At 70.0% G+C, this 21,865-nt stretch carries 19 protein-coding genes; 12 read left to right on the top strand and 7 right to left on the bottom strand.

Annotated elements, in window-relative coordinates:
- The first annotated feature begins 106 nt into the window (after positions 1-106).
- The 4 genes from AC1RLW_RS11935 to AC1RLW_RS11920 are packed head-to-tail and all read left to right on the top strand — an operon-like array spanning position 107 to position 4,269.
- Positions 107-637 (top strand): Csu type fimbrial protein, encoded by a 531-nt coding sequence (locus tag AC1RLW_RS11935; protein ID WP_070062075.1) that lies wholly within the window; start codon positions 107-109, stop codon positions 635-637.
- 8 nt (positions 638-645) lie between these two features.
- Entirely contained in the window at positions 646-1,455 is an 810-nt protein-coding gene (locus AC1RLW_RS11930) for a fimbrial biogenesis chaperone (RefSeq protein WP_492684748.1), read from the top strand.
- Between the two features lies 1 nt (position 1,456).
- Entirely contained in the window at positions 1,457-3,778 is a 2,322-nt protein-coding gene (locus tag AC1RLW_RS11925) for a fimbria/pilus outer membrane usher protein (protein ID WP_493193175.1), read from the top strand.
- Positions 3,748-4,269 carry a Csu type fimbrial protein gene (locus AC1RLW_RS11920; protein WP_493193174.1) on the top strand — a complete coding sequence of 174 codons (522 nt, stop codon included), beginning with the start codon at positions 3,748-3,750 and terminating at the stop codon, positions 4,267-4,269. The genes AC1RLW_RS11925 and AC1RLW_RS11920 overlap by 31 nt, the downstream gene beginning before the upstream one ends.
- A gap of 4 nt (positions 4,270-4,273) precedes the next feature.
- Here the strand turns inward: AC1RLW_RS11920 and AC1RLW_RS11915 are convergent, their stop codons facing one another.
- The 4 genes from AC1RLW_RS11915 to AC1RLW_RS11900 form a co-directional block, all read right to left on the bottom strand.
- Positions 4,274-5,251 (bottom strand): NAD(P)H-dependent flavin oxidoreductase, encoded by a 978-nt coding sequence (locus tag AC1RLW_RS11915; RefSeq protein WP_493193173.1) that lies wholly within the window; start codon positions 5,249-5,251, stop codon positions 4,274-4,276.
- A gap of 43 nt (positions 5,252-5,294) precedes the next feature.
- The gene (locus AC1RLW_RS11910) at positions 5,295-5,900 is read right to left on the bottom strand and encodes a TetR/AcrR family transcriptional regulator (RefSeq protein WP_095948777.1); all 606 of its coding nucleotides are present in this window, start codon (positions 5,898-5,900) and stop codon (positions 5,295-5,297) included.
- Positions 5,901-6,030: 130 nt separating this feature from the next.
- Positions 6,031-7,185 carry an aromatic ring-hydroxylating oxygenase subunit alpha gene (locus tag AC1RLW_RS11905; protein WP_493193172.1) on the bottom strand — a complete coding sequence of 385 codons (1,155 nt, stop codon included), beginning with the start codon at positions 7,183-7,185 and terminating at the stop codon, positions 6,031-6,033.
- Positions 7,186-7,290: 105 nt separating this feature from the next.
- On the bottom strand, positions 7,291-8,349 hold the full coding sequence (locus AC1RLW_RS11900; protein WP_070062069.1) for a beta-keto acid cleavage family enzyme: 1,059 nt from the start codon (positions 8,347-8,349) through the stop codon (positions 7,291-7,293).
- A gap of 238 nt (positions 8,350-8,587) precedes the next feature.
- On the opposite strand from AC1RLW_RS11900, the gene AC1RLW_RS11895 reads away from it, so the two are divergent.
- Positions 8,588-9,568 carry a Bug family tripartite tricarboxylate transporter substrate binding protein gene (locus tag AC1RLW_RS11895; RefSeq protein ID WP_493193171.1) on the top strand — a complete coding sequence of 327 codons (981 nt, stop codon included), beginning with the start codon at positions 8,588-8,590 and terminating at the stop codon, positions 9,566-9,568.
- 25 nt (positions 9,569-9,593) lie between these two features.
- Entirely contained in the window at positions 9,594-10,634 is a 1,041-nt protein-coding gene (locus tag AC1RLW_RS11890) for an AraC family transcriptional regulator (RefSeq protein ID WP_062477242.1), read from the top strand.
- Between the two features lie 94 nt (positions 10,635-10,728).
- Here AC1RLW_RS11890 and AC1RLW_RS11885 read toward each other — a convergent pair whose 3' ends face one another.
- Genes AC1RLW_RS11885 through AC1RLW_RS11875 form a run of 3 tightly spaced genes read right to left on the bottom strand, consistent with a single transcriptional unit; the run spans position 10,729 to position 13,683 of the window.
- The gene (locus tag AC1RLW_RS11885) at positions 10,729-11,787 is read right to left on the bottom strand and encodes a beta-keto acid cleavage family enzyme (protein ID WP_070062068.1); all 1,059 of its coding nucleotides are present in this window, start codon (positions 11,785-11,787) and stop codon (positions 10,729-10,731) included.
- Positions 11,788-11,837: 50 nt separating this feature from the next.
- Entirely contained in the window at positions 11,838-12,680 is an 843-nt protein-coding gene (locus tag AC1RLW_RS11880) for a TauD/TfdA dioxygenase family protein (protein ID WP_493193170.1), read from the bottom strand.
- Positions 12,681-12,711: 31 nt separating this feature from the next.
- The gene (locus AC1RLW_RS11875) at positions 12,712-13,683 is read right to left on the bottom strand and encodes a Bug family tripartite tricarboxylate transporter substrate binding protein (RefSeq protein ID WP_493193169.1); all 972 of its coding nucleotides are present in this window, start codon (positions 13,681-13,683) and stop codon (positions 12,712-12,714) included.
- Between the two features lie 197 nt (positions 13,684-13,880).
- On the opposite strand from AC1RLW_RS11875, the gene AC1RLW_RS11870 reads away from it, so the two are divergent.
- From AC1RLW_RS11870 to AC1RLW_RS11845, 6 genes are all read left to right on the top strand, one after another.
- Positions 13,881-14,852, top strand: a complete 972-nt coding sequence (locus AC1RLW_RS11870) for a quinone oxidoreductase family protein (protein WP_493193168.1) — start codon at positions 13,881-13,883, stop codon at positions 14,850-14,852.
- A 23-nt stretch (positions 14,853-14,875) separates the two neighbouring features.
- Positions 14,876-15,907 (top strand): AraC family transcriptional regulator, encoded by a 1,032-nt coding sequence (locus tag AC1RLW_RS11865; RefSeq protein WP_493193167.1) that lies wholly within the window; start codon positions 14,876-14,878, stop codon positions 15,905-15,907.
- A gap of 46 nt (positions 15,908-15,953) precedes the next feature.
- Complete coding sequence (locus AC1RLW_RS11860) at positions 15,954-18,650, top strand: helix-turn-helix transcriptional regulator (RefSeq protein WP_493193166.1); 2,697 nt, start codon at positions 15,954-15,956, stop codon at positions 18,648-18,650.
- Positions 18,651-18,868: 218 nt separating this feature from the next.
- Positions 18,869-19,717, top strand: coding sequence for a TauD/TfdA dioxygenase family protein (locus AC1RLW_RS11855; RefSeq protein ID WP_159278246.1), 849 nt, complete (start codon positions 18,869-18,871; stop codon positions 19,715-19,717).
- Between the two features lie 55 nt (positions 19,718-19,772).
- On the top strand, positions 19,773-20,831 hold the full coding sequence (locus AC1RLW_RS11850) for a beta-keto acid cleavage family enzyme (RefSeq protein ID WP_095948786.1): 1,059 nt from the start codon (positions 19,773-19,775) through the stop codon (positions 20,829-20,831).
- A 50-nt stretch (positions 20,832-20,881) separates the two neighbouring features.
- Positions 20,882-21,865, top strand: a complete 984-nt coding sequence (locus AC1RLW_RS11845; protein ID WP_070062061.1) for a tripartite tricarboxylate transporter substrate binding protein — start codon at positions 20,882-20,884, stop codon at positions 21,863-21,865.

The following is a 21,865-nucleotide window of genomic DNA, read 5'->3' as shown; positions in this document are numbered from 1 at the left end:
CATCGGGGAGAGATTGGTTAGAAAGGGGGCGCCCACTACTGGAAACGGTGGGTGGGTTTTCACTGTCGTTCCTGGGTTTCCAGTCACCGATGAAAGGTCCCGTCCGATGCGCCACCAGCCTCGCTCCCTCCTTCGCACACTGGCCCGTACCGTGCTGCCCGTCGGTGCCTTGTTGACATTGCTGCCCGCGCAGGCGGTCACGACGACCACGACCTTCCAGGTCACGGCCACGGTGCTCAAGGCCTGCCTGATGACCACGCCGGCCACGCTGGCGTTCGGGCCGTACGACCCGGCGTCAGCCACCGCGCTGGCCGGCACCACCAGCCTCAACGTGACCTGCACCTTCGGCACGCCCTACTCGCTCGGCCTGAGCGCGGGCGGCGGTTCGGGCGCGACGATCACGAACCGCCTGATGACCAGCCCCACGGCGGCCGCCGGCAACAACACGCTGGGCTACGGCCTCTTCAAGGACAGCGCGCACCAGACCAACTGGGACAACAGCGTCGCCGGCACCGGCTACGTCGGCAACGGGACGCCCCAGACGCAGACGATCTACGGCCTGATTCCCACGGGGCAGTACACCGCGGCGCCGGCCATCGACTACACGGACACGATCACGGTCTCGCTGACCTATTGAGGGCGCCGTTGACCGCCTTCACCGCAGGCCGCCACGGCATGCGTCGCGCCCTGCTGCCAGTCGCATGGGGGGCCGGCCTGCTGCTGGCCGCCCTTGCCCCCGCCCCCGCCGCGGCCACCAGCCTCAGCGTGGCGCCGCTGCGCATCGTGCTCACGCCGCAGCGCCCGGTCGCTTCGCTCACCATGGGCAACGCCGAGGACACCGAGGTCGCCGTGCAGGCCGAGGTGGTGGCGTGGTCGCAGCAGGACGGACGCGATGCCTACGAACCCACGCGCGACGTGCTGGTCAATCCGGCCATCTTCCGCCTGCCGCCGGGCGGGCGGCAGATCGTGCGCCTCGGGCTGCAGGTGCCGGCCGACGCCGGCGAGCGCAGCTACCGCATCTTCCTGCGCCAGCTGCCGCGCGACCAGGCCCTGCCGGCGGACGGCACCGAGGGCGCGAAGGTGCAGACGCTGCTGCGCATCGGCGTGCCGATCTTCGTGCCGCCGCTGCAGCTGCGCCGCGCGCTGCAATGGTCGCTGCAGCCTTCGGGGCGCGCCACCGGCACGGCAGGCACCGCCTGGCGCCTGGTGTTCGACAACCAGGGCAGCGAGCACATCCAGGTCACGCAGCTCGTGGTGCGCCGCGAGGACGGCACCGAGCTGCTGCGCAAGAGCCTGTCGCAGTACGCGCTGGCCGGGCAGTCGGCCGGCATCGACATCGAACTGCCCGCCCTGCCGCCCGACACCCGGCTGCAGGTCGAGGCCGCCACCGATGCCCCCGAGGCGTCGTCCAGCGCCACCGTGCGCGTGCCCCGTGCGCCCGCCACGCCACGCTAGCTTGTGGGTCTGCTGCGGCTGGCTGGGCCTGCGCGTGGCCTGCGCACAGACGTCACCCGCTGACATGGCGGGCGAGGTGCAGCCCGCGATCCTCGACGTGCGCATCAACGGCCTGAGCCAGCCCGCGCCACGGCCGCTCTTGCGGCGCGGCGCGCAGCTGCTGGCGTCGGCGCCCGACTTCGCGGCCTGGCGCCTGGTGCGGCCCGCCACCGCGGCGTTGCAGCGCGACGGCACCGACTACTACGACCTGCGCGCACTGCCGGGCGCGCAGCTGCAACTCGACGAAGGCGCGCAGAGCGTGGACCTGAGCGTGCCCGCCGAGGCGTTCACGCTGGGCACCGTGCATGCGCACGCCGGCGACCGCCCGCCGCTGTCGGCCTCGGCCTTCGGGGCCTTTCTCAACTACGACCTGGCCTTGCAGCACGACCGCGAGGGCACGCGCGCCTCGGGCTACTTCGATGCGGCGGCCTCGGGTGACTGGGGCCTGGTGGGCACGAGCGTCGTCGCGGGGCAGTCCGCATTCGGCGGACGCGGCACGACGCGGCTCGACAGCTACTTCCGCCGCGACGACCCCGCGCGGCTCACGCGCCTCACGGTGGGCGACACGATCACGCAGGCCGCCGCATGGTCCACGCCCTTTCGCTTCGGCGGCGTGCAGTTCGGCACCCGCTTCGGCTTGCAGCCCGGCTTCATCAGCTACCCGATGCCAACCCTGCGCGGCGGTGCGGCCGTGCCGTCGGCGGTGGAGGTGTATGTGAACGACACGCTGCGCTATCAACGGCGTGTGGACGCCGGCCCCTTCGCGCTCAGCGACGTGCCCGTGCTCACCGGCGCGGGCGAGATGCGCTTCGCCGTCACCGACGCGCTGGGCGTGCAGCGCACCGTGACCACGCCCTACTACGTGAGCTCGAACCTGCTGCGCGCCGGCCTGTCCGACTACTCGCTCGAAGCCGGCTGGACGCGCCTGCGCTACGGCGAGCGCAGCTTCGACTACGGCCCGCCCTTCGTCGCCGGCACGTGGCGGTACGGCGTGAACGACGGCGTGACCGTCGAGGCGCGCGGCGAAGCCAGTGCGCGCAGCCAGACCGCGGGCGCCGGCGTGACCTGGGTCTGGGGCACGCTCGGCGAACTCTCGCTGCACGGCGCCGCGAGCCGCAGCAAGGACGGCGACAGCGGCCGCCTCTGGCGCGCCGCCTACACGCGCACCAGCGACGAATGGAATTTCTCGGTGAGCCGCCAGGTGGCCAGCCGCGGCTTCACGCAGATCGCCTGGCACGACAGCCCCGTGCACATCGACGCACAGACCCAACTCTTCGCAGGCCGCTCGCTGGGCCGCTACGGCACGCTGGGCGCGAGCCACACGCGGCTGCGCTACAACACCGGCGAGCACATCGGCGTGACCACCGCCAGCTGGTCGATCGGCCTGGGCGGCAACGCCTGGCTCGGCACCTCGGTGGCCCACACGCGCCAGGACGGCAAGCGTTCCATCACCTCGGTGAACGTCAGCCTCAGCTTCACGCTCGGCGATCGCCAGCACGCCACACTCTCGGTGCAGCATCAGAAGCCGGGCGGCCACTCGGCCGTGGCCGAGTGGGTGCAGCAGCCGCCCAACGACACCGGCTGGGGCTACCGGCTGCGCGCCGCCGACGGCGAGAACGCGCGCAGCGAGGCTGCGGTCGATTGGCGCGGTCGCTACGGCATGCTGACGGCCGAAGCCGCGCGCGCCCAGGGCCAGACCGCCGTGCGCCTGCGCGCCAGCGGCGCCGTGGGATTCGCGGGCGGCGTGGGCTTTGCCACCCGCCAGTCGGACGACGCCTTCGCGCTCGTGACCGTGCCCGGCGCCGCCGGCGTGAAGGTCTACCGCGAGAACCAGCCCTGGACCACCACCGACAGCGAAGGCCGCGCCGTCGTCTCGGGCCTGCGCGCCTACGAGCCCAACCACATCAGCATCGACAACGGCGACCTGCCGATCGAGGCACAGGTGCGCAGCGACGTGCTGCGCGTGGTGCCGCGCTACAAGGGCGTGGCGCAGGCCAGCTTCGACATCGCGCGCGACGCGATCGCGAACGTCACCGTGCTGTTGCCTGACGGCAGCCCGCTGCCGCCGGGCATCGACGTGATGCGACCGGCGCGCGGCACCTCGCTGCTGTCGGGCTTTCATGGCCTCGTGTCGGTCGACGACCCGCAGCCGAACGAGCGCTTCGAGGCGCAATGGAAGCGCGGCCATTGCCGCTTCACGCTGGGCGAACCCGACCGCGCCGCCGGCGCACTGCCTTCGATGGGACCTTACCGATGCGAACCCGTGCCGTCGTCCCCGCGCTGACCGCCGTGCTGGCGCTGGCGGGGCTGCTGGCCCCGGGCACGTCGATGGCTGCGTGCTCGGGCGTGGGCGTGTTCAGCTGCAGCGCCACCGTCAGCGCGACAGCGCTGGCCTTCGGCAACTACGACCCGGCCGCCGCGACGCCCAAGGACAACACCTCGACCGTCACCGTCGCCGGCACGGTCACGGGCCTGGGCATCCTGGTGACGCTGTCGTTCACGATCAGCCTGGACGCGGGCTCGGCCGGCAACATCGCCAGCCGGCAGATGGTGGGCCCGGTCGGTGCCACGCCGCTGGGCTACAACCTCTACACCACCAACGCGCGCAGCACCGTCTGGGGCCTCAACAGCGTCAGCGACAGCTACAGCGCGCTGGCAACCCTCGGTGGCGTCACCACGCTGCGCCCCCACACCGTCTACGGCCGCATTCCGGCCGCTCAGTACGTGGCGCCAGGCGCCTACAGCAGCACCATCACGGTGACGGTGACGTACTGAAAGCTCAGCCCTTCAGCATGCCCGCCAGGCGCTTGGCGATGAGTTCATCGGCCTGCGCCATGATGCGGTCGATGAGCTCCGCGCAGCTGGGCACGTCGTGGATCAGCCCGGCCACCATGCCGCAGCTCCAGGCGCCGGCGTCCATGTGGCCCTCGGTCATCACCTTCGGGTAGATGCCCGCGACCTGGTCCATGATGTCGTCGATCTTCAGCGCGTCGCCCTTGATGCGCTCGATCTCCATGAGGCGCTCCACGCCCGCGTTGTTGATCACGCGCTCGGTGTTGCGCAGCGAACGCATGATCAGGCGCGTGTCGAGTTCGGAGGCGTTGACGATGGCCTGCTTCACGTTGGCGTGCACCGGCGCTTCCTTGGTGGCGATGAAGCGCGTGCCCATGTTCATGCCCTCGGCGCCCAGCGCGAGCGCGGCCACGAGGCTGCGGCCGTCGGCCATGCCGCCCGAGGCGACGAACGGGATCTTCAGTTCTTCGGCCGCGCGCGGCAGCAGGATCATGTTGGGCACGTCGTCCTCGCCGGGGTGGCCGCCGCACTCGAAGCCGTCGACGCTCACGGCGTCGCAGCCGATGCGCTCGGCCTTGAGCGCGTGGCGCACCGAGGTGCACTTGTGGATCACCTTGATGCCCGCGGCCTTCAGCGCCGGCATGTAGGCCTCGGGGCTGCGGCCCGCGGTTTCCACGGCCTTGATGCCGCCTTCGACGATGGCCGCGATGTACTCGGGGTACGGCGGCGACGCAAAGGTCGGCAGGAAGGTGAGGTTCACGCCGAAGGGCTTGTCGGTCATCTCGTGGCAGCGCGCGATCTCGCGGGCCAGCAGCTCGGGCGTCTTCTGCGTGAGGCCCGTGATGATCCCCAGGCCGCCGGCGTTGGAGACGGCCGCGGCCAGCTCGGCGAAGCCGACGTAGTGCATGCCGCCCTGGATGATGGGGTGGCGGATGCCGAAGAGTTCGGTGATGCGGGTTTTCAAGAGAACGTCCTTTGGTCGGGGTTGCTGGGAGAGAAAGAAAAAATCAGGGCGGCGAGATGACGCGCAGCACATCGCGCGCCATCGCCTTCATCCAGGCCGTGTCGCTCTTCAGCGCGGGCTCTGCGAAGGTCTTGGCAAAGGTGGGCCGTGCCATCTTGGCGTAGTTGAGCGTGCCGAAGATGAGCGTGAGCACCACCACGGCCGACAGGTCGTCGCGCACGAGGCCGGCCGCCTGCGCCGCGGCCACCAGACCCAGGCTGGCCTGCAGGAAGCCTTCGAGCGGCCGGGTCTGCGCATGCTGGATGCGCTCGGCGTTGTCGAGCAGTTCGCGCGTGACGAGCTTGAAGCCCGTGGGCCGCGCGTGCATCCACTCGACCTGCAGCGCGACGAACGCCTGCAGCCGCGCAGGCAGGTCGGGGGCCGCCTCGACGCGCTTGCAGATGCGTGCCGTCAGGTCCTCGGCCTGCTTCTCGAGCACGGCGCGGTACAGCACCTCCTTGCTCGGGAAGTGGTGCAGCAGCCCCGGGTTGCCGACCTCGCAGTCGCGCGCGATGGCCGACAGCGACGCGCCCTGGAAGCCGTGGTCGGCAAAGTGCTGCTCGGCGCGCGCGAGGATCGTTTCTTTACGGGAAGGGGCAAGGGTGGCCATCGGGCGGTTCTGGAAGGCGTCACGCGCAAGAGCGCATGCCGCGAAGACGCGACCGGCGATCAGACGCGACGCGCGCCATTCTTTCTTGTGTCTTGGGGTCTGGTTGTTGCACGCGCGACACCCTCGCGCGTCAGCGTGCGGCCGGCATGGCCGCCACCTGCTGCGCGAGTTGCGCATGGAAGCGCGGCGCGCTGTACTCGAAGGTGCCGAAGCTGAGTGCATCGTTCGCGCCCGACGCCAGCCCGGCCTGGATCGATTCGGCCAGCGCATAGTCTTCCGCGAGCGTGCGCCGGTACAACGCCACGTTCGCGTCCCAGTGCGCCGTGGCCTTCTCCGACGCCGGTGCCTCGGGAATCAGCGTGAGCTCGTGCACGCGCGTGCGCGTGGCGCCCAGCGGCTCCAGCATGCTGAGCTGCGCGTGGTCGGGCTGCACCAGGATGGTCGTGTTGGGAAAGAAGAAGTAGGTCAGGTTGCCGTAGCGGCGCGGGTCGAAACCGGCAACCTCGGGCCGGTGTTCCTGGAACTTCGACTTGAGCAGGTACAGGCGCCGGTTCAGGTCGAACTCGTCGATGACCTGCAGGTTGTGCAGGAACATGTGGGCGATGGTCTCGCGGTGCGCCACCTTGAAGTGATAGGCCTCGAAGGAACCGTCGACCAGCAGCTTCCAGTTGGCTTCGACCTCGTACGTGCGCGGCGCATAGGCCACGGGCGTGCGCAGCCCGGCCAGCGACTCGAGGTTGTCCATGAGCACGCCCAGGTGCGCGCCGGGGTCGCTGTCCGCCCGCGACGGATCGCACACGACCCAGACCACGCCCGCGCGCTCGACCGTGGCCAGCCGGCGCAGGCCCGACTCGTCCTGCTTCAGGCAGGGAAAGCCGAAGGATTCGGGCACGCCGCGCAAGGCGCCATCGGGCTTGTAGGTCCACGCGTGGTACGGGCAGACGAAGGCACGCGCCTCGCTGCCGCTGCCCTCGGGCACCACGCGCGCGCCGCGGTGGCGACACACGTTGAGAAAAGCCTGCACCTGCCCGCTCTCCTGGCGCACCAGCAGCAGCGGCACGCCGGTGTGCGTGAGCGACAGCCACGCGCCCGGCGAGGCGAGCGACGCGCTGGCGGCCACCGGCTGCGGATGCCGCTGCAGCAGCCGCCGCTCTTCGCGTGCGATGGCCTCGTCGGTGTACTGACCGACCGGCACGCGGTCGCCCTCCCCTTGCGCGTCGGCGCGCCCGGCCTGCAGGGCGGTGGTCGCTCGGCGATGGAGTTCGGCTGCGAAGTTCTCGCTCATCGGGGGCTTTCTGTGCGATGCGATGCAGCCCGGTGAGCTGCGCGATCGGCCCAGTCTACCGACTGACCAGTCGGTACGTCAACCGCCCCCGAGACGGCGGTGGTATCAGGCCGGCTTGCGCAGGAAGCCCTGCTGCGCCCCATTGCGGTTGGGCGCGAAGCCGTTGGCCTGCAGCGTCTCTTCGGTGGTCTCGTAGAACACGCCGATCTGCATGATCTCGCGCGCCTGCTGCGCGGTGGCAATGGGGCGGCCGAACTCGGTCGCGATGCGCACGAGCTGTTTGATCTGCTCGACCGAGCTCATCTTGCCGGTGCGGGTCTGGTTCCACAGCACGTCCTCGATGCCGCAGCGCACGTGCAGGCCCAGGGCGATGCCGATCATGTTCACGGGCAGCACGTTGAGCACCGAGCTCTCGACCGTGACCACCGCGCCGTCGGGTGCGGCGCGCAGGAAGTTGGCCAGGTTGTAGATGTTCGCCTGGTCCATGCCGCCGCTGATCGCCACCCAGTTCATCACCAGCGGGCCCTTGTAGACGCCGCGGCGGATCATGCGTTCGATGGTCTCGAAGCTGTTGATGTTGTAGCACTGGAACTCGCTCTGGATGCCCGCAGCCGTGAGGCGGCGGATGTGCTCTTCCACCCAGCTGGGGTTCGAGGGCACGATCATGTCCCTGTAGGTCGAGTACAGCCGCGGGTCGCCGCGCGACAGGCCCTTGAAGTCGTCCAGCCCCGCGTGCTCGGTCACGTTCATCTGCGTGGTGTTGACGGTCACCGTGACCTGGTCGGGCCTGGGCGTGAGCTCGGCCAGCATGTGGCGCGTGTCGTCGCTGAGCCACTTGGCGGCGGCGCCGTCGTCCTCGGGCGCGAAGCTGATCGAGCCGCCCACCTGGATGACCATCTCGGGCACGCGCGCACGCACGCCGGCGATCAGCTCGTTGAACATCGACAGGCGCTTGCTGCCCTTGCCGTTGGCCTCGCGCACATGCAGGTGCAGCACGGTGGCGCCGGCCTCGTAGCAGTCGACCGCCTTCTGGATCTGCTCTTCCATCGTGACCGGAATGTCTTCCGGAAAGTCCGCGGGAATCCAGCCCGGCGCATAGGGCGCGGCCGTGATGATCAGGGGCTGCTGGTTCTCGGGATACAGGTGGCCGTCGAGGAAGTTCATGGGGTTGTCTCCGGTGAAAAAGGTTGCGCTTGCAGCCAAAGTTTCTGGCGCAGCTGCGAAAACTTCTTGCTCATCGGGGGCGCGGTTTTGCCTTTTTGGGGCATTGGAACGGCGCGTGCAAAGACGGGTGTCGCTGTCGCGATCCGGTAAGTGGCCGACGCGTGGCGCCAAGCATTCAGCAGAGGTGGCGCCACAGAATCCGCACGCCCTTCTTGTCTCTTCCACCTGAGGACGAACCATGTGTGTGCATCTGCTGCGAGCCTCCCTTCTCTTCCTGGCTGCGCTGTGCTGCGGCACGGCCTCGGCTCAGGCCTGGCCCGACAAGCCCATTCGGCTGATCGTTCCCGCGCCGCCGGGCGGCATCTCCGACGCGGCGGCGCGGCTGCTCGCCGAACAGCTGCGCACGAACCTCGGCCAGACCGTGCTGGTGGACAACAAGCCGGGCGGCTCCGCCGTCATCGCCGAGCGCGCGCTGATGGCCGCGCCCGCCGACGGCTACACGCTGATGGTCGGGCCGTCGAGCGTGCTGTCCGACATTCCGCTCACGGTGAAGACGCCCTTCGACCCGCTCAAGACCTTCACCTACGTCAGCGAGGTGACGGGCATGTTCCATGTGCTGGTGGCCAACGCCGGCTTCCCGCCGAACACGGTGAACGACCTGCTGGCGCATGCCAAACAACATCCGCGCTCGGTCAGCGTGGCCAACCTGAGCACGGGCACGCGCTCCAACCTGCTGGGCGAGATGCTGCGCGCGCGCAGCGGCAACGACATCCTCGTGGTGCCGTACAAGGGCTCGGCGCCGGCGCTGGTCGACCTCATGGGCAACCAGGTGCAGCTGACCTTCGAGGTGGTGAGCAACGTCACTTCGCTGATCCGCAGCGGCAAGATCAAGGCGCTGGCCGTGGCGTCGTCGAAGCGCTCGCGCTTCCTGCCCGACGTGCCCACCTTCGGCGAGCTGGGCCTGCCCGACTTCGTGATGCCCGACGCGAGCGTGGGCGTGTTCGTGCTCAGCAGCATGCCGCCGGCGCTGCAGGAGAAAATCCGCGCCGAGGTGGCCCGGGCCGTGCAGGCGCCGAAGTTCCGCGAGGCGCTGCTCGCGCAGAATTACGATCCGCCGCGCGAGGCGACGCTGGTGCAGCTGCGCCAGACGCTGGACGCCACGACCGCCCACAATCGGGCCATCATCGAGAAACTGCAACTCAAGATCAGCCCCGAGTGAACGCGGGGCCCTTCCCACAGCCACCATGAAGCACCTCGGTCGACTGATGCGCAGCGCGAGCCTCAGCGGCTACGTGGAGCTGGTGCAGTCGCTCGGCCGCGACCCGCATGCCTTCATGCGCACCGTGGGGCTGAAGGCACAGCTGCTCGAGCACCCCGAGACGCTGATCCCCGGCGACGCCGTGCGCGAACTGCTCGAGATCACCGCGCGCGCCACGCGCACCGAAGATTTCGCGCTGCGGCTGGCGGCGCAGCGCAAGCTGTCGGCCCTCGGCCCCATCAGCGTCGTGCTCAAAGAAGAGCCCACGCCGCGCGACGCGCTCGACACGCTGGGCCGCTACCTGAAGCTGGTGAACGCCTCGCTGAGCTTTCGCCTGGAGGACACGGGCGACATGGTCATCATCCAGGAAGACCTGCTGCCCAGCCCCGGGCTGCCGATGCGCCAGTCGATGGAGTTGGCCGTGGGCATCATGTTCCGCATCCTCGGCGAGCTCATCGATCCGCAGTGGCGCCCGCAGCAGGTGTGCTTCACGCACCGCCCGCCGGCGGACATGGCGGCGCACCGCGCCTTCTTCGGTCGCAACGTCAAGTTCAACCAGGATTTCAACGGCCTCGTGTGCCTGGCGGCCGACCTGCGCAAGCCACGCGAATCGGGCGACCAGGGCGTGGCACGTTTCGCGCGCGAGTACCTCGAAGCCGCGCTGAAAGACCGTGGCGAGAGCACGCGCGAAGCCTGCCGCGAACTCATCCTGGCGCTCATGCCCGGCGGCGGCTGCACGGCGCAGGAAGTGGCGCGGCACCTGCGCGTGGACCGCCGCACGCTGCACCGCCGGCTCGAGGCCGAAGGCCTCACCTTCAGCCGCCTGCTCGACGACGTGCGCTCCGACCTCGTGAAGCGCCACCTGCGCGACAGCGACCTGCCGCTGAGCGAGGTGGCCGAGCTGCTGGGGTTTTCGGGGCCCAGCAGCTTCAGCCACTGGTTCCGCCACCACTTCGGCTGCAGCGCCTCGCAGTGGAGCAAGCAGACGGCCGGCGCGGTGGCTCAGGGTGCGGTGCGCGCGTTCTGAACCAGGTCTTCGTGGCGCAGGGCATGCGCGATGCCCTCCAGCAGGCGCCAGGCGGCATGCGTGAAACGCCTCGTCATCGCCATCGTCCTTCTTCTCAGGCCGCCTTGCGCAGGAAGCCCTGGTTGCCTCCGTTGCGGTTCGGCGCGAAGCCGTTGGCCGCGAGCGATTCTTCGGCCGTCTCGTAGAACACGCCGATCTTCGAGATCTCGCGCGCCTGCTGCGCCGTGGCGATGGGGCGGCCGAACTGGCGCGAGATGGCCACCAGCTGCTCGATCTGCGCCACGGTGCCGATCTTGGCGGTGCGCGTCTGGTTCCACAGCACGTCCTCGGTGCCGCAGCGCACGTGCAGGCCCATCGCGATGCCCATCATGTTCACGGGCAGCACGTTGCGCACCGAGCTTTCCACCGTGAGCACGGCGCCGTCGGGCACGGCGCGCACGAAGTTGGCCAGGTTGTAGATGTTCGGCGCGTCCATGCCGCCGCTGATGGCCACCCAGTTCATCACCAGCGGGCCCTTGTAGACACCGCGCCGCATGAGCCGTTCGACCGACTCGAAGCTGTTGATGTTGTAGCACTGGAAGGCGCTCTGGATGCCCGCCTTCGTGAGGCGGCGGATGTGCTCCTCGACCCAGCCCGGCTGCGCCGGCACCGTCATCTCCTTGTAGGCCTCGAAGATGGCCGGGATCTCGCGCGAGGTGCCCTTGAAGTCGGCCAGCTCGGCGTGCTCCGTGACGTTCATCTGCGAGGTGTTGACCGTCACCGTCACCTGGTCGGGCGTGGGCTCCAGCTCGGCCAGCATGTGGCGCGTGTCGTCGCTCAGCCACTTGGCGGCCGCGCCTTCACTCTCGGGTGCGAAGCTGATCGAGCCGCCCACCTGGATGATCATTTCGGGCACGCGCGCACGCACGCCGGCGATCAGCTCGTTGAACTTGGACAGCCGCTTGCTGCCCTTGCCGTCGAGCTCGCGCACATGCAGGTGCAGCACCGTGGCACCGGCGTTGTAGCAATCGACCGCCTTCTGGATCTGCTCTTCCATCGTGACCGGGATCTCGCCCGGGAAGTCGGAAGGAAGCCAGCCCGGTGCATAGGGCGCGGCGGTGATGATCAGCGGTTGCTGGTTTTCGGGAAAGAGGTGGCCGTCGAGGAAGTTCATGGCGTGCGTCTGTCAGGTGGCGAGGCGGGGGGCGGATGCGGCGGCGGTGTTCAGTACGGCACGTCGCCGACGATGCCGGCGCGTTCCATCTTTCGTGGCGCGGGCCAGTAGTCGTTCAGCGCGTAGTGCTGCGTGCTGCGGTTGTCCCAGACGACCACGTCGCCCGGCTGCCACGACCAGCGCACCTGGTACTCGGGGATGGTGGCGCGACTGAGCAGGTAGTTCAGCAGCAGCGCCGCGCCCGGTGTCTTGTCGATGCCGTGGCGCACGTTCTCGGGGGTGCTGTAGTTCACGAAGTGCGTGGTGAAGCTGCCCACGTAGAGCACCTTCTCGCCGGTCTCGGGGTGCGTGCGCACCACGGGGTGCTCCACGGGCGGATGGTCCTGGCCCAGCTTGAGGCGCGCTTCCATCGGCATCACGGCGCCGAACGAATGCTCGATGCTGGCCTTGGCGCGCAGCTTGCCGATCTTCTGCTTGATCTCGTCGGGCAGCTCGTCGTGCGCCTGCACCATGTTCACCCAGATGGTGTCGCCGCCGACCTCGGGGCATTCGATGCAGCGCAGCACCGCGCCCATGGCGGGGCTCTGGCGCCACAGGCCGTCGCAGTGGTAGGTGTTCTCGTAGCTGTGCTTGTTGTCGCTGCGGTAGATGCGCACGAGGCCCGGGTGCTCGGGGTCGCTGCCGACCACGGGGTGGTCTTCCAGTTCGCCGAAGCAGCGTGCGAAGGCGACGTGCTCGGCGCGCTCGATGTCCTGGCCGCGAAAGAAAAGCACCTTGTGCTTGAGCAGCGCGGCGCGGATCGACGCGAAGCACTCGGGGTCGCGCGAGGCCTCGCCCAAATGGACGTCCGAGATTTCGGCGCCGATGGACGGCGTGATGGGTCTGATCTTCATGAGAGGTCTCCGATGGAATGGCGAGCGACGCTCAGTTCGCCTGGATGCGGTACTTCTTGACGATGGCCGCATTTCGCTCGGACAGCGCCTTCGTCTCGGCGATGAGCGCGGGCGTGTCGACGCTGAGCTCGGGCTCCAGACCCACGTCGAGCAGCTTCTGCTGCACGGCGGGCGCCTGGCCGGCCTTCTCGATCGCGGCATGCAGCCTGGCCATCACGTCGGCCGGCAGCTTGGCGGAACCGATGAAGCCGACCCAGCCGCGGAACTGCAGGTCGGGGTAGCCCAGCTCGGTGGTGGTGGGCAAGTCGGGCAGGAAGCGCGAGCGGGTCTTGCCGGTGAAGGCATAGGGGCGCAGCTTGCCGGCCTTGATGAGCGGCATCGAGGTGAGCATGCCGTCGAACATCAGGTCGACCTGGCCGCCCAGCAGGTCCTGCAGCGCCGGCGGCGAGCCGGGGTAGCCGATGTGCTGCAGGTCGAGCCCGGCGCGGTCACTGAGGATGAGGCCCGCGTACTGCGACACCGTGCCGGGGCTGTAGCTGGCGAAGCTGGCCTTGCCCTTGCGCGTCTTCAGTTCGGCGACGAGGCCCTGGAAGTCCTTGGCCGGGAAGTTCGCGGCCGTGACGAGCACCACGCCCGAGCGCGCCACCGAGCCGATGGGCACCACGTCCTTCAGCGGATCGAAGGGCATCTTCACGACCTGCGGCGTCTCGGCCAGCACGTTGCTGGCGGCCATCACGATGGTGTTGCCGTCGGCCGGCGCCTGCAGCATGGCCTGCAGGCCGATGGAGCCGCCCGCGCCGGGGCGGTTCTCGACGATCACGGGACGGCCGATGTCCAGCGCCATCTGCTGCCCGACGACGCGGGCCACGATGTCCATCGTGCCGCCCGGCGGCGCGGGAACGATGAGCTTGACGGGCTTGTCGCCCAGCGCCCAGGCCCCGAGGGCCATCGAGCATCCGACCAGCGCCACAGCGGCGGCGCGTGCAAATTGCAGCAGTTTCATGGGGTGTCTCCGGTTGTTGTCTTGCAGGCCTCGGTGGGCCGATGCCGCCAGTATCCGGCGCACCCCGCCCGCATTTCTTGCTTTATTGGGGCATCGATTTGCCAATTTGGGACATCGCCAAGACCACGCTTCCCGCCGCCGCCACGCGCCGCAAGAATCCGTTCCATCCAGCCCCCACACACCCCAGGAGACGCACCATGAACCAGGCCATCCGCTTTCACGAGACCGGCAGCGCCGACGTGCTCAAGCTCGAACACGTCGAGGTCGGCGAGCCCGGCCCGGGGCAGGCGCGCGTGCGCCACAGCCTCATTGCCGTCAACTTCATCGACATCTATTTCCGTACGGGACGCTATCCGCTTGCGCTGCCCAATGGCCTCGGTTCCGATGCCGTGGGCGTGGTCGAGGCCGTGGGGTCGGGCGTGACCGACATCCGCGTGGGTGATCGCGTGGGCTACCTCATCGGGCCGCAGGGTGCGTACTCGCAGGTGCGTGTGATGCCCGCCGATGTGCTCATTCCGCTGCCCGATGGCATCTCGGACCGCACCGCTGCCACATTGATGATGAAGGGCATGACGGCGCAGTACCTGTTCCGGCAGGTCTATCCGCTCAAGGGCGGCGAGACGATCCTGTACCACGCAGCCGCTGGCGGCGTGGGCCTCATCGCCTGCCAGTGGGCGCGTGCGATGGGCGTCACGATGATCGGCACCGTGAGCACCGACGAGAAGGCTGCGGTTGCCAAGGCCAACGGCTGCACCCACACCATCGTGACCTCGCGCGAGAACATCGCCCAGCGCGTGCGCGAGATCACCGAGGGCAAGGGCGTGCCCGTCGTGTACGACTCGGTGGGCAAGGACACGCTGGAAGCCTCGCTCGATTGCCTGCAGCCGCGCGGCACGCTGGTGAGCAATGGCACGTCTTCTGGCGCCGTGGTCCTCGACACCAAGCTGCTGGCGGCGAAGGGCTCGATCTGGCTCACACGGCCCGCGATGGTTCACTACATCCACCCGCGCCCGCACATGCTGTCGATGGCCGACGAACTCTTCGACCACGTGCTGGCCGGCCGCATCGTGAGCGAGCCCCAGCAGAGCTTCGCACTGGCCGATGCCGCCGAAGCGCACCGCGCGCTCGAAGGCCGCAAGACCACCGGCGCCACCGTGCTCGTCCCCTGAGATCTGCCACGTGCGGACTTGCGATGTCCTCCCTGGTCCGCGCGGCAAGCCTCACCCACTACCGCGAGGTCGCCCGCGCCAGCGGCCTCGACCCGGCGCGCATGCTCCTGGACGCCGGCCTGAGCCCTCGCGTGCTGGACGAGCCCGACCTGATGATCCCGGTCGACCGTGTCGCCGCGCTGCTGCAGGCCTCGGCCGAGCGTTCGGGCAACGACAGCTTCGGGCTGTGCATGGCCGAGGGGCGGCGGCTGTCGAACCTCGGGGCCGTCGGCCTGCTGGTGCGCGAACAGCCGACGCTGCGCGATTCGCTCGACGTGCTGATGCGCTACCAGCCGCTGCTCAACGGCTCGCTGTCGCTGATGGTCGAGGCCTTCGGCCAGGTGGTGGTCATCCGCGAGGAAGTGCAGCCCGGCAAGGCGCACCGCGCCACGCGCCAGCGCATCGAACTCGCGCTGGGCGTGATGCTGCGCCTGCTGCGACAGTTTCTCGGCGCCGACTGGCAGCCCCGGCGCGTGTGCCTGGCGCACCCCGCGCCGCGCGACCTGCGCACGCACCACCGCGTGCTGGGCGCGGCCGTCGCCTTCGACCAGGACTTCCACGGCATCGTCTGCGCGCGCCACGACCTGGACGCGCCCAACCCCTCGGCCGACCCGGCCATGGCGCGCTATGCGCGGCAGCTGCTCGACGCGGCAGCGCCTGCGCCCGGCGACGCGCTGCCGGGCGACGTGCGGCGCGCGGTGCTGCTGCTCCTGCCCAGCGGGCGCTGCAGCATCGCGCAGGTGTCGGCGCACGTGGGCGTGGAATGCCGCACGATCCAGCGCCGGCTCGCGCACGACGGGCAGAGCTTCTCGGCCATCGTCAACGACGTGCGCAAGGAACTCGCCGTGCGCCATGTGCTGGAGGGCGACCGCCCGCTGGCCGAGGTCGCGGGCCTGCTCGGCTTCTGCGCGCCCAGCGGACTGTCGCGCTGGTTCCATGCGCAGTACGGCCGCAGCGCGAAGGCCAGCCGCGCGCGGCGGGGGGCGCCGCGCCGCGCTTCGGCCTCGCGCGATTGACGTGGAGAATCGGGCCCGTTCTTCTTCTCACGAGCACGAACGAGCCTTGGCCACTTTCCCGCCCCCCGATGCGAGCGGCGCCCCGCGCGACCTGCTGCTCAAGGTGACGCCGCCCCGTGTCCCGCGTCACCTCGTTTCGCGCGCGCGGCTCCTGTCGAGCGCCGACGCGCTGCGCGACCACGCCGTGTGCGTGGTGCAGGCGCCCTCGGGCTTCGGCAAGACCTCGCTGCTGGCGCAGTGGCGGCTGGAGTACCTGGGCCTGGGCGTGCCGGTCGGCTGGGTCTCGGCGCAGAACCAGGACGACCCGGGCCGGCTGGTGCAGAGCCTGGCGCTGGCGCTGCGCGTCGCCATGGGCCGCCCCGCGTTCGGGCGCAGCCTGTTCCAGGACGACCGGCCCGGCACGCTCGGCAGCGTCACCGCGCTGCTGGCCGAGCTGGCGCAGGCGGCCTTGAACGTGGTGCTGGTCATCGACGAGGCCGACCGCCTGCCGCCCGCCTCGCGCGAGGCGCTGGCCTACCTGCTGCGCAACGCGCCGCCCAACGTGCGCACGCTGATTGCCACGCGCCCCGACGGCCGGCTCGACATCGAGGACCTCGTGGCCTACGGGCAGTGCGTGGAGATCGGCCCGGCACTGCTGAAGTTCAGCCTCGACGAGACGCTGCAGCTGGTGCAGGCGCGCTTCGGCGCGCGCGTCGACCGCAACACCGCCGCCCGGCTGCACGAGCTGACCGAAGGCTGGCCGCTGGGCCTGCAGCTGGCCACGACCATCATCGCGCGCGGGGCCGACGCGCACGCCGCGCACACGGTGCTGGGCGACATGACGGCCGCCGCCGGCGAGCTGCAGGGCGAGCTGGTGCGGCTGCTGCTGGTCAACCTCGACCCCCAGGATCGCGACTTCCTGGCCCGCATCGCCGTGCTCGACCTGCTGCACCCCGAGCTGTGCCGCGCGGTCTCCGGCGTCGACGACGCCGCGGCGCGGCTGGCGCGGCTGAGCAACGACACGCCGGTGTTCGCCGCCGCCGAAGGGGGCGAGTGGCTGCGCATGCATGCGCTGGCGCGCGACGTGCTGCGCCAGCGTTTTGCCGCGCTCGACGCCGCCGAGCAGGTGGCGGCGCATGCGCGCGCGGCGCAGTGGCTGGCCGCGCACGAACTGCTCGACGAGGCCGCCCACCACGCGCTCAGCGCGGGCCAGCACCAGACCGCCTACGAGCTCGCGGAGCGCAGTCTGTACGAATCGCTCATGCGGCGCGGCCGGCAGGCCACGGTGCTCGAATGGATGGCGCAGATGCCGGCCGACGAACTCGACCGCCGCCCGCGCCTGCTGCTGGCCGCGGCATGGACGCTCGCATCGAGCGAGCGGCACGAAGAAGCCGGCCGCTTCGTGGCGCGCATCCTGGCGCAGCCCGATGTGAGCGATGCGCTGCGCTGCGAATGCGCGCTGATCCTCGGCGGCGCCGCCGTGTTCGCGGACGACCCCGACCGCTTCGTCGAACTGCACGCGCCCTGGACCGAGGCCGTGCCGCTGACCGACCCGCTGCTGCTGCAGTCGCACGCCAACCGCATGGCCTACCGCGCGCTGCTCGAGGGCGAGCCCGCGCTCGCGCGCCTGCGCCAGCAGCAGGCCCTGCGCGGGCACCCGGGCCACGGCGTCGACTACATCCGGCGCTGGAGCGAACTGGTCATCGGCCTGAGCTATGCGTGGGAAGGCCAGGTGCTGCTGGCCGAACAGCTGCTGCGGCCCGCCGTGGCCGGCGCCGAGGCCGAGATGGGCCGGCGCCACCGCTTCAGTTGCAACCTGGCCGCGCTGCTCGCATCGGTGGCCTGGGAGCGCGACCTGCCGGGCGACGCCGCCACGCTGCTGGCCGACCGCCTCGACGTGCTGGAGCACAGCGGCCTGCCCGAATCGCTGCTGCAGGCCTACCGCACGGCGGCGCGCATCGCGGCGGCCGAAGGCGCCGAGCACCGCGCGCTGGAACTGCTGGACGCGCTGGACGCGGCCGGTGCCGCGCGGCGCCTGCCGCGGCTGCGCATCGCCAGCCTGGCCGAGCAGGTGCGCCTGCACGCGCAGCGCCACCGCGCCCAGACCTGCCGCGAACTGTGCGAGCGCATCGACGCGCAGCTGGCCGACCCCACGCTGCCGCAGGGCCCGCTGTGGCGGCGCAGCGTGGAAGCGCTGCGCGACGTGGCGCGCGCCCACGCAGCCATCGCCGCGCGCGACTGGCCCGACGCCCTCGCGAAGCTGGCGCGGGCCGACGAACAGGCGCGCCAGCGCAAGCAGGGCGGCCTGCACATCGAGCTGCTGGGCCTGCGCGCACTGGCGCTGGAGCGCTGCGGCCAGCCGGCGCAGGCGCTGCTGCGCGAGGCCATGGACCTGGCGCGCGCCTACGGGCTGCAGCGCGTGTTCTCCGACGCGCACCCCGAGCTGGGCGCCTGGGTCGGCACGCTCGCGGCCGAGGGCGCGCAGGCCGAGATCGCGGTGGCGCCGCTCGCGCCCGCCGTGCCGCCTGCGCCCGCGCCTGCGGCACCCGCATCGCCCGGCACCGTGCTCACGCCCAAGGAGGGCGAGGTGCTGGTGCTGCTGGCGCGCAACCTGTCGAACAAGGAAATCGGGCGCGCCATGCAGGTGGGCGAAACCACCGTCAAGTGGCACGTGAAGAACCTGTTCGCCAAGCTCGACGCCGGCACGCGCACGCAGGTGGTGCAGCGCGCGCGCATCCTGGGGCTGCTCGCCGCGGGGCACTGAGGGCTCGCCGCCAGGCACTGAGGGTTTCTCCCTCCCCTCCAGGGCCGCCTCCCCCTCCTGCAAGGAGGGGGCGCGCGCAGGGGCCCCGACCTATTCTTGCTTCCAGCACGGTCACCGCCGCACAGCGGCCCTCCTCGACCGGCACAGGAGACAAGACAATGGGTTCCACGATCCAGCCAGGCCTCTCGAACGGGGCCCCCGCCGTGCACACGCGCGGCATCCAGGTCCACCCCGTGACCTGCGCCATCGGCGCCGAGCTGCGCCACGTGTCGCTGGCCGAAGCCTCGCGCGACGCCGGCCTGGCGGCCGAGATCCGCGCACTGCTGGTGCAGCACAAGGTGCTGTTCTTCCGCCAGCAGGAGCTCACGCGCGCCGAGCACGTCGCCTTCGCCCGCCACTTCGGCGAGCTGGAAGACCACCCCGTGGTCGGCAGCGACCCCGAGCACCCGGGCCTGGTGCGCATCTACAAGAACCCCGAGACGCCGGTCGACCGCTACGAGAACAGCTGGCACACCGACGCCACCTGGCGCGAGAAGCCGCCCTTCGGCTGCGTGCTGCGTTGCGTCGAATGCCCGCCGGTGGGCGGCGACACCATGTGGGCCAACATGGCGCTGGCCTTCGAGAAGCTGCCCGCGCACATCCAGCAACAGATTGCGGGGCTGCGCGCGCGCCACAGCATCGAGGCCACCTTCGGTGCCGCGATGCCGATCGAGAAGCGCCTGGCGCTGAAGGCCCAGTTTCCCGACGCCGAGCACCCGGTGGTGCGCACGCACCCCGACACGGGCGAGAAGATTTTGTTCGTCAACGGCTTCACGACCCACTTCACCAACTTCCACACGCCGGCCAACGTGCGCTACGGGCAGGACTACCAGCCCGGCGCCGCCCTGCTGCTGGCCTACCTCGTGAGCCAGGTGCAGATCCCCGAGTACCAGGTGCGCTGGCGCTGGCAGCCGGGCGACGTGGCCATGTGGGACAACCGTTCGACCCAGCACTACGCGGTCATGGACTACCCGCCCTGCCATCGAAAGATGGAACGCGCCGGCATCGTCGGCGACGCGGTCTTCTGAGCGGGCACGTCCTGCGCCCTCTCCCTTCCTTCTTCCTTTCTCCCGAGGTCCTGCCATGAACTTTCTCGACGGCCATCTGTTCCCCGAAAACCAGCAGCCGCTGGTCATCACCGCCGCGCCCTACGCACCGTCGTGGGTGCCCGCCGACTTTCCGGAAGACATCCCCGTCACGATGGCGCAGCAGATCCAGAAGGCGGTCGACTGCTACAACGCCGGCGCCACGGTGCTGCACCTGCATGTGCGCGAGCTCGACGGCAAGGGCAGCAAGCGGCTGTCGAAGTTCAACGAGCTGATCGCCGGCGTGCGCAAGGCCGTGCCCGAAATGATCATCCAGGTGGGCGGCTCGATCAGCTTCGCGCCCGAGAGCGAAGGCGCCGCAGCCAAGTGGCTCAGCGACGACACACGCCACATGCTGGCCGAGCTGGAGCCCACGCCCGACCAGGTGACGGTGACCATCAACACCTCGCAGATGAACGTGGTCGAGCACTGGGACGACGCCGACACCCGGGGCACCTCGATGGAAGACCCCGAGGTCTACCGCGCCTACAAGGAAATGACCGTGCCCGCGCAACCGGGCTGGGCCGAAGAACACATCCGCCGCCTCACCAAGGCCGGCATCCAGAGCGCCTTCCAGTGCTACAACATCAACAGCTTCGACTCGGTCGAGCGGCTGATGCGCCGTGGCGTCTACAAGGGCCCGCTGGTCATGAACTGGGTGGCCATCGGCGGCGGCATGGACGTGCCCAACATCTACAGCCTGGCCAACTTCGTGCGCGCCGTGCCCGACGGCGCCGTGCTCACGGTGGAGAGCTCCATGCGCAACGTGCTGCCCGTGAACATGATGGGCATCGCCATGGGCCTGCACGTGCGCTGCGGCATCGAGGACAACCTCTGGAACCAGTCGCGCTCCGCCAAGATGGGCACGGTGGCGCAGGTCGAGCAGCTGGTCGCCATCTCGCGCCAGTTCGGCCGCCCCATCGCCACCGCGAAGCAGGCGCGCGAGATTTCCAAGATCGGCGTGTTCTACGACACCGTCGAGGAATCGCTGGCGGCCAACGGCTTCGCGCCGAACCGCAACGGCGCGCAGCAGGGCTTCCTGCGCAAGGCGGCCTGAGCCCCCCCACCACTGGCACCACCGGCACCAGAACCCCTGGAGACATCGCGATGAAAAAAACCCACAACATCCTTCGCCGCCTGAAGCCCTGGGCAGCCGCCCTGGCCGCCGCGCCCCTGCTCGCCCATGCCTGGACCACCAAGCCGGTGCGGATCGTGGTGCCGGCGCCCGCGGGCGGCACCATGGACGTCGTGGCCCGCGTGTTGTCCGACGCGATCTCGGCCGAGATCGGGCAACCGGTGATCGTCGACAACAAGCCGGGCGCCGGTGGCGCCATCGGGGTGCAGGCGCTCAACAGCGCGCCGCCCGACGGGCAGACCATCATGTTCATGGTCAGCAACATCCTGACCGAGATTCCCCTGGTGATGAAGACCAGCTTCGACCCGGTCAAGGACGTGAAGCCGGTGACCATGGTGGCGCGCTCGGCGATGGTGCTGGTGAGTGCGCCGTCGGTGCCGGCCAACGACCTGAAGGGACTCATCGCCTACCTGAAGACCGGCAAGGGCAGCCCGGGCAGCTACGCCTCGTACTCCGCGGGCACCAGCTCGCACTACGCCGGCGCCATCTTTGCCCGCAAGGCGGGGCTGGACCTGCAGCACGTGCCGTTCCCGGGCTCGCCGCCGGCACTGCAGAACCTGATGGGCAGCCAGGTCGACATCCTGTTCGACGGCATCGTCACCTCGCTGCCGCTGATCAAGGCCGGCAAGGTGAAGGTCTTCGGGGTCGGGGCCAAGACCCGGCTGGCCCAGCTGCCGGATGTGCCCACGATGGCCGAGCAGGGCTTCGACGAGATCGACTTCTCGAACTGGGCCGGCGCCATCGTGTCGGCCAAGATGCCCGACGACCTCGTCAAGCGGATCAATGCGGTCCTCACGAAGGCCGCCTCCTCGCCGAAGGTGCGGGAGCGGCTCATCGCGCAGAACTTCGTGCCGATGACCAGCGAGAGCCCCGAGCAGCTCGCGAAGATCACGCATGACGAGTACGAGCGCAACGCGCGGATCGTCAAGACCTACAACATCCAACTCAACCAGTGA

Source organism: Variovorax sp. GW822-FHT04A09, assembly GCF_058801005.1.
This window is presented reverse-complemented; position numbering and strand designations above follow the sequence as displayed.